Origin of the sequence: Nonomuraea sp. NBC_00507 (assembly GCF_036013525.1) — a bacterium.
In the GTDB taxonomy this organism is placed as follows: Bacteria; Actinomycetota; Actinomycetes; order Streptosporangiales; family Streptosporangiaceae; genus Nonomuraea.
Window position 1 is genome coordinate 831233 of the sequence record NZ_CP107853.1, and the last position, 17084, is coordinate 848316.

20 protein-coding genes are annotated in these 17084 nt (G+C 69.6%); 8 read left to right on the plus strand and 12 right to left on the minus strand.

All coding sequences use genetic code 11. The features are described 5' to 3' along the window. Positions 1-1257 carry a glutamyl-tRNA reductase gene (locus OHA25_RS04335; RefSeq protein WP_327586323.1) on the minus strand — a complete coding sequence of 419 codons (1257 nt, stop codon included), beginning with the start codon at positions 1255-1257 and terminating at the stop codon, positions 1-3. Further along, positions 1254-1931, minus strand: a complete 678-nt coding sequence (locus tag OHA25_RS04340; protein ID WP_327586324.1) for a redox-sensing transcriptional repressor Rex — start codon at positions 1929-1931, stop codon at positions 1254-1256. The genes OHA25_RS04335 and OHA25_RS04340 overlap by 4 nt, the downstream gene beginning before the upstream one ends. A 114-nt stretch (positions 1932-2045) precedes the next feature. Here OHA25_RS04340 and OHA25_RS04345 point away from each other — a divergent pair, with 114 nt between their 5' ends. Continuing rightward, entirely contained in the window at positions 2046-2282 is a 237-nt protein-coding gene (locus OHA25_RS04345) for a glutaredoxin family protein (protein ID WP_327586325.1), read from the plus strand. A gap of 4 nt (positions 2283-2286) precedes the next feature. Here OHA25_RS04345 and OHA25_RS04350 read toward each other — a convergent pair whose 3' ends face one another. Then, positions 2287-3765 carry a putative quinol monooxygenase gene (locus OHA25_RS04350; RefSeq protein WP_327586326.1) on the minus strand — a complete coding sequence of 493 codons (1479 nt, stop codon included), beginning with the start codon at positions 3763-3765 and terminating at the stop codon, positions 2287-2289. Positions 3766-3991: 226 nt separating this feature from the next. Here OHA25_RS04350 and OHA25_RS04355 point away from each other — a divergent pair, with 226 nt between their 5' ends. Genes OHA25_RS04355 through OHA25_RS04365 form a run of 3 tightly spaced genes read left to right on the plus strand, consistent with a single transcriptional unit; the run spans position 3992 to position 6267 of the window. Next, complete coding sequence (locus tag OHA25_RS04355; RefSeq protein WP_327586327.1) at positions 3992-4681, plus strand: sigma-70 family RNA polymerase sigma factor; 690 nt, start codon at positions 3992-3994, stop codon at positions 4679-4681. Between the two features lie 53 nt (positions 4682-4734). Continuing rightward, the gene (locus OHA25_RS04360) at positions 4735-5373 is read left to right on the plus strand and encodes a DUF5667 domain-containing protein (protein WP_327586328.1); all 639 of its coding nucleotides are present in this window, start codon (positions 4735-4737) and stop codon (positions 5371-5373) included. Positions 5374-5391: 18 nt separating this feature from the next. Beyond that, positions 5392-6267, plus strand: coding sequence for an HAD family hydrolase (locus tag OHA25_RS04365; RefSeq protein ID WP_305914396.1), 876 nt, complete (start codon positions 5392-5394; stop codon positions 6265-6267). 54 nt (positions 6268-6321) lie between these two features. Here the strand turns inward: OHA25_RS04365 and OHA25_RS04370 are convergent, their stop codons facing one another. The 9 genes from OHA25_RS04370 to OHA25_RS04410 form a co-directional block, all read right to left on the minus strand. Further along, positions 6322-7323 (minus strand): LCP family protein, encoded by a 1002-nt coding sequence (locus tag OHA25_RS04370; RefSeq protein WP_327586329.1) that lies wholly within the window; start codon positions 7321-7323, stop codon positions 6322-6324. Between the two features lie 2 nt (positions 7324-7325). Beyond that, positions 7326-7904, minus strand: coding sequence for an RNA polymerase sigma factor (locus OHA25_RS04375; protein ID WP_327586330.1), 579 nt, complete (start codon positions 7902-7904; stop codon positions 7326-7328). 59 nt (positions 7905-7963) lie between these two features. Then, entirely contained in the window at positions 7964-8749 is a 786-nt protein-coding gene (locus OHA25_RS04380; protein ID WP_327586331.1) for an SDR family NAD(P)-dependent oxidoreductase, read from the minus strand. A 65-nt stretch (positions 8750-8814) separates the two neighbouring features. After that, entirely contained in the window at positions 8815-9723 is a 909-nt protein-coding gene (locus tag OHA25_RS04385) for a lysophospholipid acyltransferase family protein (protein WP_442942056.1), read from the minus strand. Beyond that, entirely contained in the window at positions 9720-10715 is a 996-nt protein-coding gene (locus OHA25_RS04390; protein WP_305914392.1) for an NAD-dependent epimerase/dehydratase family protein, read from the minus strand. The genes OHA25_RS04385 and OHA25_RS04390 overlap by 4 nt, the downstream gene beginning before the upstream one ends. Positions 10716-10737: 22 nt before the next feature. Further along, complete coding sequence (locus OHA25_RS04395; protein ID WP_018654693.1) at positions 10738-10836, minus strand: 30S ribosomal protein bS22; 99 nt, start codon at positions 10834-10836, stop codon at positions 10738-10740. Between the two features lie 178 nt (positions 10837-11014). After that, positions 11015-11218 carry a helix-turn-helix domain-containing protein gene (locus OHA25_RS04400; RefSeq protein ID WP_026214222.1) on the minus strand — a complete coding sequence of 68 codons (204 nt, stop codon included), beginning with the start codon at positions 11216-11218 and terminating at the stop codon, positions 11015-11017. A 312-nt stretch (positions 11219-11530) separates the two neighbouring features. Next, positions 11531-12313 (minus strand): phosphatase, encoded by a 783-nt coding sequence (locus OHA25_RS04405; RefSeq protein ID WP_327586332.1) that lies wholly within the window; start codon positions 12311-12313, stop codon positions 11531-11533. A 13-nt stretch (positions 12314-12326) separates the two neighbouring features. Then, on the minus strand, positions 12327-13490 hold the full coding sequence (locus tag OHA25_RS04410; protein WP_327586333.1) for an acetoin utilization protein AcuC: 1164 nt from the start codon (positions 13488-13490) through the stop codon (positions 12327-12329). Positions 13491-13599: 109 nt separating this feature from the next. On the opposite strand from OHA25_RS04410, the gene OHA25_RS04415 reads away from it, so the two are divergent. The 4 genes from OHA25_RS04415 (at position 13600) to OHA25_RS04430 (ending at position 17082) form a co-directional block, all read left to right on the plus strand. Next, positions 13600-14724: a sensor histidine kinase gene (locus OHA25_RS04415; protein WP_327586334.1), complete on the plus strand. Its 1125-nt coding sequence runs from the start codon at positions 13600-13602 to the stop codon at positions 14722-14724. Beyond that, positions 14721-15374, plus strand: coding sequence for a response regulator transcription factor (locus OHA25_RS04420; RefSeq protein WP_327586335.1), 654 nt, complete (start codon positions 14721-14723; stop codon positions 15372-15374). Before OHA25_RS04415 ends, OHA25_RS04420 begins: the two co-directional genes overlap by 4 nt. An 80-nt stretch (positions 15375-15454) precedes the next feature. After that, positions 15455-16345: an ABC transporter ATP-binding protein gene (locus OHA25_RS04425; RefSeq protein WP_327586336.1), complete on the plus strand. Its 891-nt coding sequence runs from the start codon at positions 15455-15457 to the stop codon at positions 16343-16345. Continuing rightward, positions 16342-17082: an ABC transporter permease gene (locus OHA25_RS04430; RefSeq protein WP_327586337.1), complete on the plus strand. Its 741-nt coding sequence runs from the start codon at positions 16342-16344 to the stop codon at positions 17080-17082. The genes OHA25_RS04425 and OHA25_RS04430 overlap by 4 nt, the downstream gene beginning before the upstream one ends. The last annotated feature ends 2 nt before the right edge of the window (positions 17083-17084 follow it).

Genomic DNA, 17084 nt, shown 5'->3' on the forward strand with positions numbered 1-17084 from the left:
TCACAGCTCCACCTCCCTCACGGCCTCGGGCATCTTCGGATCCAGATTGAACAACTCACGCAGCGCTTCCGCATAATGATCGCCTCCTGGGCAGGAGGCCAGCTGCTTGACACGCACGGTCGGCTCGTGGAGCAGCTTGTCGACGACCCGCTGCACGGTCATCGCGACCTCGTCCCTGGACCGCTCGTCGAGGTCGGGCACCCGCATCAGCAGGCGGCCCAGCTCGGACTCGACCACGCCCGCGGCCTTGGTGCGCAGCGCCACCACGGTCGGAGTGACCTTGGCGGCCCGTTCGGCGTCGAGGTAGGCCCGCAGCTCTTCGGCGACGAGGGCGCGTACGGACGGGACCGCGTCGCCCTCCTGCGAGCCGATGCCGGACTCCTGGATCGTCTCCAGGTCGACCAGCGTGACGCCGGGAACCTCGCGCACGGCGGGGTCGATGTCGTGCGGCAGCGCCAGGTCCAGCAGGAAGGCCGGTCGGCTCAGCATGTCAGGCGTGATGATGTGGCGGCCCGTGCCCGTGCACGTGATCACAAGGTCGGCCTCGGCGAGCTCACGCGCCACGGCGGAGAACTCCACCGCGCGCCCGCCGACCTTCTCGGCCAGCCGGGCGCCCCGCTCGTACGTCCGGTTGGCCACCACGATGTCGGTCACGCCCGCGCGCACGAGCGTGGCGGCGGCCAGCGAGCTCATCGAGCCGGCGCCGACCACCAGCACCCGCAGCCCGGCCAGCTCGCCCGCCAGCGCCAGGCCCGCGGTGACGAGGGAGGCGCCGGCCTGGTCGATGCCGGTGTCGGTGTGCGCCCGCTTGCCCACCCGCAGCGCCTGCTGGACCAGGTCGTTGAGGGTGGCGCCCACGGTGCCCCGGCGCTGCGCCAGCTTGAGCGCCTGGCGGACCTGGCCGAGGATCTGGCCCTCGCCCACGACCATGGAGTCGAGCCCGCACACGACGGAGAACAGGTGCTCGACCGCCTGCTCCTCGTAATGCACGTAGAGGTGCGGCGTCAGCTCCTGGACCGGGACGCCCGAGTGCCGCCCCAAGAGGCCGGTGACGGCGTTGACGGCGGGGTGGAAGCGGTCGACGGTGACGTAGACCTCGACCCTGTTGCAGGTCGAGACCACCATGGCCTCGGCCACACAGGGGTCCTCCTGCAGGTCGTGCAGCAGCTTGACGAGCGCGTCGCCCGTTATCGACACGCGCTCGAGAAGGGCCACCGGAGAGGTCCGGTGGCTGAGTCCGATCGCCAGAACACTCATTGACTGTCCACCGCCATGAGTGGCCCCCCAGCTTTGCGTTGCTCGTGGAACGCGAGAATCTGCAGTTCGATTGACAGGTCGACCTTACGGACATCGACACTATCCGGGACGGAAAGCACAACCGGTGCGAAGTTCAGGATGCTGGTGACACCTACGGCAATCACGCGCTCGCAGACCTCCTGCGCCGCCTCCGCCGGTGTCGCCAGCACCACGATCGAGACTCCACGCCGTTTGATGACGGCTTCCAGTTCGTCGATGTGCTCCACATTCAACCCCGCGATAGTGTCGCCCACGACTTCGGGGTCGGCATCGACCAGCGCCGCCACACGGAAGCCTCTGGAGACGAAGCCGCCGTAGTTGGCCAGCGCGCGGCCGAGGTTACCGACACCGACGATCGCGACCGCCCAGTCCTGCGTCAGCCCGAGCTCGCGGGAGATCTGGTAGACGAGGTACTCCACGTCATAGCCTACGCCCCGGGTGCCGTATGAGCCGAGATGTGACAGATCCTTACGAAGCTTGGCGGAGTTGACCCCCGCGGCCACGGCCAGGTCCTCGGAGCTGACGGTGGCGGTGCCCCGCTCGGCCATCCCGTGCAACGCCCGCAGGTACAGCGGGAGCCGGGCGACTGTCGCCTCGGGGATGCCGCGGTCACGGGGCTGGGACGGGCTCTTCACGTGCCGGAGCTCCAGGGGACGGGCGGCTTGGGGACCGCGTGATGGAATCGAACCGTCTTTCAGGTTAATCCCTTTGTGAACCGATGCACAAAGTAACCGGAGTACGGTTGCCCTATGCACCGCATCACGCTCATCGGGAAACCCGGCTGTCACTTGTGTGACGACGCGCGCGAGGTCATCGCCAGGGTGGCCGGCGAGCTCGGCGTGCCCTGGGAGGAAGTCAGCATCGAGACCTCCGAGGAGCTCAGGGAGAAATACTGGGAGATGATCCCGGTGACGCTGATCGACGGCGTGCAGCACGACTTCTGGCGGGTCGACGAGGGCCGCCTGCGCGCCGCGCTCTCCGCCTGAATCCTCAGAACATCGCCGTCGGCAGGGGCACGACCTTCGCGGCGTTGATGTTGAGCTCGATGACGTTGGTGGCCAGCACCATGGACTGCCGCTCGTTGACGAACCTCTCGACGTGCGGCTGGCGCTGGTGGTCGCGGTAGGCCACCTCGTCGCGGTAGAGCTCGTAGACGATGCGCTGCAGGGGCGCCGACTTGACGGCGTGGCAGACGTACACCAGCGTGTCGGGCTCGCCGCGGCGCACCGCCTCCACCGTCGCCTCGGCGAGCCGGTCGAACGCCTCCCCCGCGCCGTCCATGATCGTGAACACGGTCAGCAGGCCGTAGATGTTCGGTGACGGCTTGCTGGAGCCGGGCTGGGGCTGGGGCTGCTGCTGGGGCTGGGCGGGCGAGAACACGTCGGAGCCGGTGTAGAACATCCCGGTGGCCGGGCCCGACGGCGGCGGACCGGGCGGCATCGCGTAGTCGGCGCGCTGGGGCGGCAGGTCCTGCTGGGGTGGCGCCGGCTGGGGCGGGGCGCCGTTCATGATGTAACCGGTCGAGGGCCCGGCGCCGGACGGCGGCACCATGCGGGCGGCGTAGTCGACCTGCTGGTCGCCCGCCCGGTATTCGGCCACCAGATCGCCCAGCCCGGTGGGCCTGCGCGGCGGGCCCGGCGGCAGGTCCGCCGCCGGCACGGGCTCCGGCATGGCTCCGCGCCCCCGCTGCTCCGGCATGGCCCCGCGCCCCCGCTGGGAACGATCGCCGGCCGGCATCGGCGATTCCTGCCTCACAGGGGCTCCTCGCTGGTCGTCGAAGTCGTCCTCATCGTCGTCCTCGTACGGCGCCAGCGGCCGGAGCACGGTGTACCAGATCGCCGCGGCGGCCACGGCCAGCAGCGCCGTGGTGAACAGCGGCGGCACCGTGAACCTCATCGCACCGACGAGCGCGATCCCCGACGGGACGATGACCAGGGACGCGTGCAGGTTGTCGGTGTCGTACTCGTCGCCGCTGCGCCATTTGATCGCCGCGACCACGAGCATCGCCAGCATGATCAGCACCGCGACCGCGTGCACGCCGATCAGCAGGTAGCTGGGGACGAGATTCCAGAAGCTCGAGCTCGCGGGCAGCGTCTTGCCCATCTCGGTCGACTTCAGCGGGTCGATGATCATGATCGTGCCCGCGACGATGGTCAGCGCGATGCCCATCAACCACGCGAGGAACCGCGGCGGCACCCGCTCGGTCAGCAGCTGGATCATGCCGACGGCCAGCCAGAGCGGCGCCAGCATCGATCCCGTCACCTGATAGAGCCGGAACGTGACCGACCCGAACCCCATGAGGTAGCCGACCGCGATCACACCCAGTGACAGGCACAGTGCCACGGCCGCGACGGTCCAGGCGATCAACCATCCCTCTGGCTCGTCGCGCAGCCGTCTGATCAAGGCACCGGCCGCGAAGGCGGCGAGGAGCGCACCGGCAAGACCTATGACAGCAACGAGGATCTCCATGGTGACTCCAATGCTGCCGGAGGATGCCTCCCTGCCGGTAGCCGATGACGGAACGGGTACGACGACGTGAGCCGAGTTGAACGGTTCACCGCAGGTAGGGGACCGCGCGCCTACACCGTATCCGCCGATTACAGGTAGTCATGCATGCACTCAGCGGATTGTGAAATTTCCGGTTGATTTCTAGAGTGTTCGAGCACGCCGCACCCCTTACCCCTAGGGATACCGGATGCCTGACTCGCCGCCGTTCGCCGGGCTGCTCGCGCCAGCGGTCGCTGGACCTGCCCCGACGGGCGAGCTCGCCGTGCGCCCAGAGGAGTCGGGCGCGGCAGTGCCCGGCGACGGACGAGCGCCCGACGATGGACGAGCGCCCGACGACGTACGCACGCTCGTGATGCTCGCCAAGGACGGGTGCACGGAGTCCTTTGGCACGCTCTACGACCGCTACGTGGACCTGGTCTATCGCTACATCTACTTCCGGGTCGGCTCTCACCAGCTCGCCGAGGACCTGACCAGCGAGACCTTCCTCCGGGCGCTGCGCAGGATCGCCGACTTCACCTGGCAAGGCCGCGATTTCGGCGCTTGGCTCGTGACCATCGCCAGGAACCTGGTGACCGATCACTTCAAGTCGGGCCGGTACCGGCTCGAGATCCCCACCGGGGAGATCATCGACGTTCCGCTCGACGGCTCGCACATTCCGGAGAACGCCGTGGTCACGGCCATCATCAACGACCGGGTGCTGCGTGCCGTCCGAGACCTCAATCCTGAGCAGCAGGAATGCGTGGTCCTGCGTTTCCTGCACGGCCTCTCGCTCGCGGAAACCGCACTGATCATGGGGAAGAAGAGTGGAGCGATCAAAGCGCTGCAGTTCCGTGCCGTACGCGCGCTCGCCCGGGCACTCAAGCACGACCTGGCGTAACCTCCCTCCTCCACCCCTCGTTAGGCAGGTGTCACGGCCATACGGGAGCTGCCATGGGTAGGGCGCGCAGACGGCGGGAACGCGTGCTCGAGCACCTCACGGAGTTGCGCCGGCTGCCCATCGGCGGCGCGCCGGAGCCATCCTTCCGCGCCCGGCTGCGCGCGGAGCTGCTCTCCGGCGCCCTGGCCGCGGAGCGGGGGCGTCCCGCCACGCCCAAGCACGCTCGCCGCCGCTCGGCACGCCGGCGGCCCCTGCTGTCCCATCTGACCACGTTCGGGCTGGCGGCGGCCATGATGATCTCGGCGTTCGCCACCTATCAGGCGGTGCCGGGGGACTCGCTCTACCCGCTCAAGCGCGCCGCCGAGAGCACGCTCGTACGCCTCAGCTCCGACGACGCCGAACGCGGCGAGCGGGAGCTGGACTCGGCCAAGACCCGCGCCAAGGAGGTCGCCACCCTGCTCGGCTCGTCCGACGGCACGCTGGTCGGCGAGACGCTCACCGAGATGGAGAAGTCCACGCGGTCGGGCATCAGCCGGCTGAAGCGGGCCGAGCCGCGCTCACCGAAGATCGAAAAATTCGCACGCGACCAGAAAGAGGTCGTCGGGCCGATGCTCCCGCAGCTCAGCGAGGATCAGCAGACCCAAGCGGAGGGCTATTTGCACTACATCGAAGGTCTGGCCGCGCCCGGGTAGCTCTGTAAGCTGGCGCTCATGTGGCGGCTAATCCGACGACGACACGAGGTGGAGCCCGAGGCCGCCGGCGAGGCCGCGGCGGAAGCGGCGATCGCCGTCGCCCCGGTCGAGCCGGACCTCCAGGCGGCAGCCTTCTTCGACGTCGACAACACGATGATGCGCGGCGCCTCGATCTACCACTTCGCCAGAGGGCTTGCCACACGCGGCATGTTCACCACGTCCGACCTGTTCAAGTTCGCCGTAGGGCAGGCGGTGTTCCGGTTGCGCGGCAACGAAAACCCCGAGCACATCGCGGTGGCGCGGGAGACCGCGCTGGCGTTCGTGGCCGGCGCCAAGGTCGAGGACGTCGTACGCCTCGGCGAGGAGATCTACGACGAGGTCATGGCCGACCGCATCTGGGGCGGCACCCGGGCGCTCGCCCAGGCCCACCTGGACGCCGGGCAGCGGGTCTGGCTGGTCACCGCCACGCCGGTGGAGCTGGCCAGGGTCATCGCGCAGCGCCTCGGACTGACCGGCGCGCTCGGCACGGTGGCCGAGACCAGCAACGGCATCTACACCGGCCGGCTGGTCGGCGACCTCCTCCACGGACCGGCCAAAGCCGAGGCGGTCCGGGCGCTGGCCCGTCGTGAGGGCCTCGATCTGACCCGCTGCACCGCCTACAGCGACTCGGCCAACGACCTGCCGATGTTGTCACTGGTCGGCCAGGCGGTGGCCATCAACCCGGACAGCGAGCTCCGCGAGCACGCCAGGAGACACGACTGGCCCATCAAGGACTTCCGCACCGGGCGCAAGGCGACTCTGACGGCCCTGCCCATCGCCGCCGGCGTGGGGGCCGTGGCGGGCGGCGTCGCCGCCGCCATCGCACTACGCCGCCACTACCGCACCCAGCGCTGAGCTCCCCGCACGCCGCCCGGCCCGCCGCGGACGGCGGGCGGCGGGCGGGTCGCGTCACTTCAGAGACTTGAACAGCTCACCGGCCTCCGGCTGCTTCCACTGGAGGCGGTGGTTGTCACGCGTGTACGGCTCCCACGGGACCGTCACCAGATCCATCTTGGTCTTCGCAAGCTCGCCCGCCAGCTCGTACATCGCCTCCAAGCTCAGGTCTGTCTTGACCGCCTTCCGCAGCGCACCGAGGAAGGCCTTCAGCCGGTCGGCGTCCGCGAAGGCCGTGCCGGCTTTCTTCACCATCGCGAGCACGAGCTGCTGCTGGCGCTTGATCCGCCCAATGTCCGACCCATCGCCGACATACCGCAGCCGCGCGTACCCCAGCGCCGTCTCCCCGTTCAGCAGGACCTTCCCGGCAGGCAGCTTCAGCTTCGCCTTCGGATCGTCCACGGCCCGGGCCACGGTGATCTCCACTCCCCCGAGCGCGTCCACCATGCCTTTGAAGCCCGCGAAGTCCACCTCCACCGTGTGCTGAATGGACAGCCCGGTCAGCTTTTCCAGTGTCCTGCGCAGGCAGGCGGCCCCGCCCTTGTTGTACACCGAATTGATCATGTCCGTCCGCGCCGGCAGCCCCGAGCAGGCGGGAATCGCCACCATCGAGTCGCGCGGCACGCTGACGGCCGTGGCCCTGCCCCGGTCGGCGGGCACGTGAATGATCATGATGGTGTCGGACCGTTTCCCCGCTCCGGTGGACCGCGGGCCATAGGGAGCGTTGCCCTCGCCCTCCCGCGTGTCCGACCCGATCACCAGCACGTTACGCGTGCCGCTCATGTCCACGGCCTGCGATCCGGCTGGAGGCGCGGCGGTGTGCCGGTCGGCGATCAGCACGGTGGGCACGGCGACCGCGGCGGCCGTGGCGACGGCCACCAGCCCGGCGGTCCACCAGCCTGCCCACCGGCGCCGCGGCCGGGCCCGCAGCAGGCGGTCCCGCTGGCGGACGAGCGTCGCGGGCGGTTCGTGCTCCAGCTCCCTGCCGAGGTCGCGGAGCAGCTTCAGGTCGTCCATCGTCACTCCTCCTCCATGGGGTTGGCGTCGCCGAGCGCGGCACGTACCTTCCGCCTGCCCCTGTTGAGGCGGGAGCGCACGGTTCCGATGGGGATGCCGAGCGCCTGCGCGACCTCCTCGTACGTGAGATCGCCCCAGGCGATCAACAGCAGGACGTCGCGGTCCTTGACGGGCAGGGCGGCCAGCGCGCCCGCCAGCTCGGCGCGTACGGCCTGAGCGGTCACGCCGGCGACCACCCGGTCGGCGGGCGACTCGATGTCGGAGTCGACAGGGGCACGCAGGAGGGCGCGGTAGCGGGCGGCCTCCTTGCGGTGGTGCCGGGAGATGAGCTTGGTGAGGATGCCGAAGAGCCACGGCCGGGCGTCCTCGTACGCCAGGTCATAGCTCTCCCTGCGGGAGAAGGCGACCAGGAACGTCTCGCCGACGAGGTCTTCCGCGGGCTCGGGGCCGAGCCGCTTGGAGACGTACCGATAGAGCATGGCGGAGTATCGGTCGAACAGCTCGGCGAACACCTCGGGATCGGTCCACGAGGCGCATACGAGCTCCGCGTCCGCACCCCGGGTGGCGGGTTGCAGGATCATCTCCGCCCTTCTGTAGGGGGATGGGTCACCGATGTCTTGCCACAACCCGCCACAAGGGTTCACAGCTCCTTCAGGAAGCCTCCGTCGACGGCGAACTCGGCGCCGGTCGTGCTGGCCGAGCGCGGCGAGGCCAGCAGGGCGACCATGTCCGCGATCTCCTGCGGGTACACCAGGCGTCCGGTGAGCAGCCTCATCATGTCAGGCGCGACCTGGGCGATGACGTCCTCTTTGGCAGCCCCGGCCATGCCCCCGATGACCTCGGCGGCCCCGCCGTCCTTGGTCCACCAGTCGGTGAGCACCGGGCCCGGCGCGATCGTGTTGACCCGGATGCCCTGAGTGCCGAACTCCTCCGACACGGCCTTGCCCACGTGATTGAGCGCCGCCTTGGCCGCGCCGTAGTCGACGTTGATGGCCCCGGGCTGCCGGGCCGAGCCGCTGGAGATGTTGATGATCGAGCCGCCGCCCCGCTCGATCATGACGGGCACGGCGGCGCGGATCATGCGGACGGCCGAGAACAGGTTGAACTCGAACATCGCCTGCCAGTCCGCGTCGCCGGGCGTCATGAACCCGACCCGCGGCAACCTCACCCCGGGCGGCGGCCCGCCGGCATTGTTGACGAGGATGTCCACGCCGCCGAACTCCTCCACCGCACGCGCGATGACCCGCGCCGGCGCCTGCGGGTCCATGAGGTCGACCGCGACGTGCGTCGCTTTGGCGTCGACCGGTGTACGGGAGGCGGCGACCACGTGCGCGCCCTCGTCGGCCAGGGTTCGGGCGACGGCGAGGCCGATGCCCTTGGACGCGCCGGTGACGACGGCGACGCGGCCGGAAAGCTCGAGATCCATGGGGATGTCCTTCGGTGTAGACGACGAATCGCCCGGAGAACACCGGGGACACCCCACCGGTTGCACTACAGGAACGGCGGGAAGGCGTGGCCTCTGCGCAGCCGCAGCTCGTTGAGCATCTGCTGGATCACCTCGCGTATGTGGTCGGTGAGGTTGAACACCAGCATCGGATCGTCGGCCGCCGACGGCTCGTATTCGTCGGTGCGGATCGGCTCGCCGAACTCGATCATCCACTTGGACGGCAGCGGCAGCAGCCCGAGCGGGCCGAGCAGCGGGAAGAACGGCGTGATCGGCAGGTAGGGCAGGCCGAGCGTCCTGGCCAGGAACTTCAGATCGCCGATCTTCGGATAGATCTCCTCGGCGCCCACGATCGCGGTGGGCAGGATCGGCACCCCGGCGCGGATGGCCGACGCCACGAACCCGCCGCGGCCGAACCGCTGCAGCTTGTAGCGCTCGGAGAACGGCTTGCCGACGCCCTTGAAGCCCTCGGGGAACACCCCGACCAGCTCGCCCTTGCGCAGCAGCCGGTCGGCGTCCTCCCGGCAGGCCAGCGTGTGGCCGGTCTTGCGTGCCAGGTGGCTGAGCATCGGCAGCTGGTAGACCAGGTCGGCGCCGAGCAGCCGCAGCGGCCTGCCCACGTCGTCGTGCATGGCCACCTGGAGCATCAGCGCGTCGAGTGGCAGCGTGCCCGAGTGGTTGGCGACGACCAGGGCGCCGCCCTCCTCGGGCACGTTCTTGAGCTGAACCGTCTCGACCCGGAACCAGCGGGTGTAGAGGGGCCTGACCAGCTCGAGGAAGACCTTGTCCGTCAGCTCGGCGTCGTAGCCGAACTCGTCGACCTCGTAGTCGCCGCTGACCCGCCTGCGGACGAAGGCCAGGAGCTTGGCCAGGGGCTCAGGATCCGGCTGCTCGAAGGACGGCGCGGCGCTGATCGGGATCACGCGCGCGTCGTCCTCTTCGCTGGGAACACTCAACTCGGCACACCTCCGAACGGGTGCAGGCCCCGGGAACGCAAGAAGTCGTCGTAGGCCGCCCCGGTCGTGAACTTGGGCTTCCAGCCGAGCTCGGCCTCCAGCCTGGAGGTGTCGACAGCGCGGCCATGGCTCATCAGTCTGAGCTGCTCGGGCGAGTATTCGACCAGCCCGACCCGGCGCGCGGTGTTGCCCAGCAGTTTGAACGCGGGCGAGAGCAGTGGCAGCGACAGCCGCCCCGCCCGCCTGGCGCACTGCGACAGCAGCAGCACGCCGACCCCGGCCACGTTGAACGTGCCGGGGTGATCCTCGCTCGCCATCCGGCGCAGCACCTCGACCGCGTCGTCCTCGTGGACGAACTGCAGCCGTGGGTCGAAGCCGAACACGGTCGGCAGCACCGGCTGGGTGAAGTAACGCGTCAGCGGCGAGTCCACGCCTGGACCCATGAAGTTGGCGAAGCGCAGCAGTGACACCGTCACGTCGGGACGGCGCCGGGCGAAACCGCGTACGTAGCCTTCGACCTCGACCGCGTCTTTGGCATAGCCGTGGCTGGGACCGTCGTGCGGCTCCAGGTCCTCGGTGAACACCGCCGGATCCCGCGGCGACGAGCCATAGACGGCGGTGGTGGAGCGGACCACCACGCGCCGCACGGTCGCCGACCGCTGGCAGGCCCCGAGCAGCTGCATGGTGCCGATGACGTTGTGCTCTTTCATGGCAGCCCTGCCACCGCTCCGCGAGGGAGCGCTGACCAGGCTCATGTGCACAACGGTGTCGATGTCCGCGGCCGCGATCACCTGAGCGATGTCGGGGCTACGCAGATCGACCCGGACGAACTCCGTCCGGCCGAGGGAGTCGCCGCCGTCCCGCGTCAGCGAGGGGGGCGGCACGGTGTCGACTCCTATGACACGGCTGATGTCCGGGTCCGCAGCCAGAACACTCGCCACCCGGGCGCCGATGTGGCGCGAGACCCCGGTGACGAGCACGGTGTGGGTCATCAGCGCCTCGCAGCTGCGTTCGTTACTTCTTGTTACGCCGCTGGATGCGCGTCTTCTTGAGCAGCTTGCGGTGCTTCTTCTTGGCCATCCGCTTGCGGCGCTTCTTGATAACAGAGCCCACGGGACCCCCTGGTGCTGGTAGCAAGTCTGAATCGGAGTGCGAGCGCACACCGGCTCACAGACTACCGGCGATCCACCGTAGATCGCCCCTTGGGGGGGCGAGAGCCCGGCCGTGTCTCTCGCTGCGGCCGGGCCTCTCCCGCGACAGCACTCACGGCGTGACCATTCACGTCGCTACGTCAACCTGCCTCGATGTAGGCCTCCCGCAGATAGTCGTGGACCGCCTGCTCGGGCACTCTGAACGACCGGCCTACCCTGATGGCCGGGAGCTCGCCGGAGTGTACGAGCCGGTACACCGTCATCTTGGACACCCTCATGACCGTCGCCACTTCTGCGACGGTCAGGAACTTCACCTCGCTGAGAGGTCTTTCGCCTGCACCCATCGGACGCCTCTTCCGCACGTGTTTCCGGGTTATCCCCACTGGTGCCATTGCTCACGCACGTGTACTGCCGTCAGCGTAAGTCGGGACTCCGACTCGGCAAACCCCCTATTTTCTCTCTGGACGGAGCCACCTGTCAGCCGAACCAGCAAAGTTGCTGGCCAGCTGCCGGGCCGAGCACCAGACTCGGACGTTGGAACTGTCCAAGTTGCCACACATAAGAGTCGCCGGAGCCCCGTCAAAAGTTGGCAAAGGGACAGCGAGCCTCTTGGAATGCAGGCGCGAAAAGACGGTATCGGGAGGGCCGAATTCGACTCAAAGGGCTCGTGAGACCTGAGTGACCAGTCTGTCGGTCAGCGGAGCGTAATAGCGGGGCAGCACATTGTCATCGAGTGGCACGACCACGTCGATCTTGCCTTCCGCCTCCCCGACGAACAGGCCGGGGTCGTTGCTGTCGGCGAACGCGACCGTCGGCACGCCGGCCTCTCCGGCCGCGCCTGCCCATCCATGATCGGCGATCACCAGGTCGGGCAGCTCTCCGTCGAGCTCGCCGAGCATGTGCCGCATGGGCGCGGCGTCGTGGCTGTGCACGAAGCCGCCTCTGTCGTCGAGCATCGCGATGTCCTGCAGGTAGCGGATGTGGCGCGGGCGGCCGAAGGCCGACCCGGCATACGCCCATCCCTCGCCCGGCGTCAGCAACTCGGCGCCGTGCCCGGCCAGCAGCGCGGCCAGCGGCAGGTGGATGGCGAGCAGCCCGGTCGGATGCCCGGTGGCGAACAACACGCGCGGGCTCGGCCGCGACAACACCGCGGCGATCCGCTCGGCCATGGCGTCGACGGCGTCGATCGTCAGGTCGGGATCGATGGTGTCCTGGCCCCAGCGGTGCCCGGCGTCGGCGACCACGCCGGCGGACTTGGCCATGAGCGCCAGGATGTCGCGGTAGGACCACGGCTGGTCGAACGTCAGCCCCAGCTTGTAGTAATCATCGCCGTTGGCCAGCGAGCTGTAGTGGTCGAGGTTGTTCTCGCGGGAGGTCGCGACGTCGCCGGCAATGCGGCTGTGGACGAGGTGCTCGCGGAGTTGGTCGCGGCTCAGCACAGCTCTTTCCTCGCTAGGGCAGGGGGTCGAGGCCGTGCAGGGGGAACACCGCGTTCCGGGTCGCCATGACCGCACGGTCAATGGGGTCCGCTGGGTCATAACCACCGGATAGGTCGTGAAATTCCGGGCTCCGGCCGTCGGTCATGGTGAGCGGCGGCGTCTCACCCGTGCGCTCCCTGACGAACCTGCGCCACTCCTGGCCGGTCGGCGTGGCGGGATCCACAGGGTGTCCGGCCAGCTCGGCGATGAGGTGGGTCCACGCCCGCGGCACGACCTGGACCAGCTCGTATCCGCCGCCGCCCGTGGCGATCCACCGCCCGCCGGCCGTCTCGTGCGCCAGGCGGTGCAGGGCGGCGTAAGCCGCGCGCTGGCCGTCCACGCTCAGCATCAGGTTGGCGAGCGGGTCGAGCGCATGGCTGTCGCAGCCGTGCTGGGTCACCAGGATCTCGGGCCTGAACTCGTGCAGCAGCGGCGGCACCACCGCGTGGAAGGCCCGCAGCCAGCCGGCGTCGCCGCAGCCCGCGGGCAGCGCCACGTTGACAGCCGTGCCGTCGGCGCCGGTCTCCTCGGGGAACCCGGTGCCCGGGAACAACGTGCGCGGGCTCTCGTGCAGGCTGATCGTCAGGACCCGCGGATCGTCATAGAACATCGCCTGCACGCCGTCGCCGTGGTGCACGTCCACGTCCACGTACGCGATCTTGCCTACGCCCTGGGCCAGCAGCCAGGCGATGGCCAGCGCGGGATCGTTGTAGACGCAGAAGCCGCTGGCCACGGCCGGCATGGCGTGGTGCAGCCCGCCGGCGATGTTGACCGCGTGCTCCGCCGTGCCCTCCCAGACCGCGCGGGCGGCCGCCAGCGTGGCGCCCGCGATCAACGCCGAGGCCTCGTGCACGCCCGTGAAGGCCGGATTGTCGGGCGTGCCCAGCCCGCAGCCGAGATCGGGCCGGCCTGAGGCCGATACCCGCTTGACGGCCTCGATGTAGTCGCGCTTGTGGATCATGGACAGCTCGTCGTCGCTTGCCGGGCCGCAGCCGGCCATCTCGACCTTGTCCAGGACGCCGAGCTCGCGGGCGAGCGCCATGGTGAGCTCCACCCGCACGGGGGCCAGCGGATGACTGGGGCCGAAATTGTAGGAGATGAGAGCGTCGTCCCAGATCACCCGTGCCGACCGGCTCATGCGCAACCCCTCTGTGCTCCCTGGCCTTGCGCCGACGTTACCGCAGCGCAGACACCTCGTTGTAGCCCGGGTGCTTTAGGGTCGTAACGTGCGCGTGGCACGAACCTTCATGAAGATCGTTAGCTGGTTCCGCCGCCCCCGGGTCTTCGACACGACGCTCGTGATCGTGCTCTCCCTCCCGACGGTCGCGGCCGCCATCGCCATGGTCGTCCAGGGGATGGCCGTCCAGGGGGAGGTCCAGTCGCCGCCCCTGATCGTGGCGCTCTACCAGTTGAGCGTCCTGCCCCTGCTCGTGCGGCGCCGGCGGCCCCTCGTGACCGCCGCTCTGGTGACCGTGCTCGACTGCGTGGGCATCGTGGCGCAGTCCGTCCTGTTCGTCACGGCACCCTCGGCCATCGCGTTCTACAGCGTGGGCCGCTACACCACCGGCCGGCCGACCGCGATCGTCTCGGTGGCCGGTTTCGCCGCCTACGCGACGACCATGGAGCTGTTCTGGCGGGCGCAGGGCGGCTGGCTGGCGGCGCTGATCGGGGTGGGCGTTCCGGTCGGTGTCGGGCAGTTGGTCCGGCTCAGGGCCGAGCTGAACGAGCGCAGCAGGCGGGAGGCCACCGAAGCCGCCGTACGCGCGGAGCGGCGGCGCATCGCCAGGGAGCTGCACGACGTGGTCGCCCACCACATCACGGTGATCAACGCCCTGGTCGGCGGCGCGCGGGCCACGCTCCCGCCCGAGCAGGAGGTCACCAGGAACGCGCTGGAGAGCGCGGAGCAGACCGCCCGCCAGGCGATGTCGGAGATGCGCCGCCTGCTGGACGTGCTCAGGGCCGACGGCGGGGACGGCCCCGGCGCCGCGACGGGCGTGGGCGCGGCGCGGCTGCCCGTGCTGATCAAGGAGGCGAAGTCGGCGGGCCTGCCGGCCAGCCTGACCGTGACGGGCGAGCCCGTCGAGCTGCCCGCGACCGTGGACCACGCCGTCTACCGCATCGTGCAGGAGGCGCTGACCAACACCCGCAAGCACGCGGTCAGCGCCAGGGCCAGCGTGCGCCTGGCGTACGAGCCGGGCGCGGTGGAGGTCGAGGTGGTCGACGACGGCCTGGCGAGGCAGGACGGCGCGCCGGGGTTCGGACTCGGCGGCATGGCCGAGCGAGTGGCATTATGCGGCGGCCAGCTGTCCACGGGCCCGCGCCCAGAAGGCGGTTTCCGGGTGCACGCCCGCATCCCACTGGAGGGAGCATGATCAGGATCCTGCTGGTCGACGACCACGAGCTGGTGCGCAAGGGGTTCAGGCTCATGCTCGACGCCCAGTCCGACCTGAGCGTGGTCGGCGAGGCCGCCGACGGCGCGGAGGCGGTGGACCTGAGCAGGCGGCTCACCCCCGATGTCGTGCTGATGGACCTGCACATGCCGAATCTGGACGGCGTGCGCGCGACCGAGCTGATCACCGCGGAGCTGCCCGAGGTGCGGGTGCTCGCGCTGAGCACGTTCGACCTGGACGAGAACGTGGTCGCGGCGCTCCGGGCGGGCGCCGACGGGTTCCTGCCCAAGGACGTCTCCCCCGAAGAGCTGATCGAGGGCGTGCGCGTGGTGCACCGCGGCGAGTCGGCCGTCGCGCCGCGCCTGCTGACCCGGCTGATCGGCACCTTCGTCCGCGCCTCCCGGCCGCGGGCGGTGCCCTCCCGGCTGGCCGGGCTGACCGACAGGGAGCGGGAGATCCTCGTCCTGATCGCCCGCGGCCGGTCGAACCAGGAGATCGCCGCCGACCTGTCCGTCTCTCCCTCGACCGTCAAGAACCACGTGACGAGCCTGTTCGCCAAGATCGGTGTCAGGGACCGGGCGCAGGCCGTGATCGTCGCCTACGAGGCGGCGTTGATCCACCCTGGAGAGTAGGACCAGGGTCCTAGAGACCCCCGCCGATAACGGTCCCCAGGCAGGACGAAACCGGCCGCCCGCGACGGCACCCTGGGATCATGACCGCGATTCGAGCAACGAACCTGAGAAAGCGCTACGGCGGCACCGTCGCGGTGGCGGACCTGTCGTTCGACGTCGAGCCCGGTCAGGTGACCGGCTTCCTCGGGCCCAACGGGGCAGGCAAGTCCACGACCATGCGGATGATCCTGGGCCTCGACCGGCCTTCCGGCGGCTCCGTGCTCGTGGACGGGCGGCCCTACCACGAGCTGCGGCACCCGTTACACCAGGTGGGGGCCCTGCTGGACGCCAAGGCGGTGCACGGCGGGCGCAGCGCCCGCAACCACCTGCTGGCCATCGCGCAGAGCAACGGCATCCCGGCGAGCCGGGTGAGCGAGGTGCTGGAGACGGTGGGACTGGCGGAGGTGGCCAAGCGGCGGGTCGGCGGGTTCTCGCTGGGCATGTCACAGCGGCTGGGCATCGCCGCGGCGCTGCTCGGCGACCCGGAGATCCTGCTCTTCGACGAGCCCGTCAACGGGCTCGACCCGGACGGCATCCTGTGGATCCGCACGTTCATGCGCAAGCTGGCGGCGGAGGGGCGGACGGTGTTCGTCTCCAGCCACCTCATGAGCGAGATGGCGCAGACCGCCGACCACCTGATCGTGATCGGCAAGGGCGCGCTCATCGCCGACACGAGCGTGGAGGAGTTCATCGGGCGAAGCTCGCAGGGCTACGTACGGGTGCGCTCGCCCCGACTCGCCGAGGTGGCCGAGCTGATCAAGGTGGGTGAGCTGCATCCCGACCACCTGCGGGTGACCGCGATGACCACGCTCGAGATCGGCACGCTCACGACCCGGGCCGGCATCCCGCTGGAGGAGCTGACTTATGTGCAGCCCTCACTCGAAGCGGCCTACATGGAGCTCACCAAGGACAGCCTGGAGTTCACGTCATGATCGACATTCTCAGGTCCGAATGGACCAAGATCCGCTCCGTGCGCTCGACGGTGTGGACGCTGGCCGTCACGGTCGTGCTGATGGCGGGCCTGTCCGCGCTCGTCACCGCCGCCTCCAAGAACAACCCGGACGGGCCGGCCTCCGGCGATGACGCGATCATGATGAGCCTGATGGGCGTCATGTTCGCGCAGCTGGCCATGGCCACGCTGGGCGCGCTGGTGATCTCCAGCGAATACCGCACGGGCGGCATCCGCACGTCGCTGATGGCCGTGCCCCGGCGCATGAGCCTGCTGGCCGGCAAGATCGTGATCTTCGCCGCGACGTCGCTGGTCGTTTCCGCGCTCGCGTCGGCCTCGGCCATCGGCATCGGTCTGGCCATCATCCAGCCGCCCGCGGTGGAGCTGGGCGAGGTGGCGCGGGCCGTGCTCGGGGCCACCCTCTACCTCACCGCGTGCGGGGTGTTCGGACTCGGCCTCGGCACGCTCATCAGGCACACGCCGGGTGCGCTCGTGTCGGCCATCGCGCTGATACTGGTGCTGCCCACGCTGGCGACCCAGCTACCGGGGCAGTGGGGCAAGACCGTGGCCGAATACTTCACCACCAACGCCGGCATGCTGATCGTCAGCAACCAGGGCAACGGCGCGCTGGGCCCGTGGAGCGGGTTCGGCGTCTACCTGGTGTGGATCGTGGTCGCCATGATCGCGGGTGCGGTGCTGATGCAGCGCCGCGACGCCTGAGC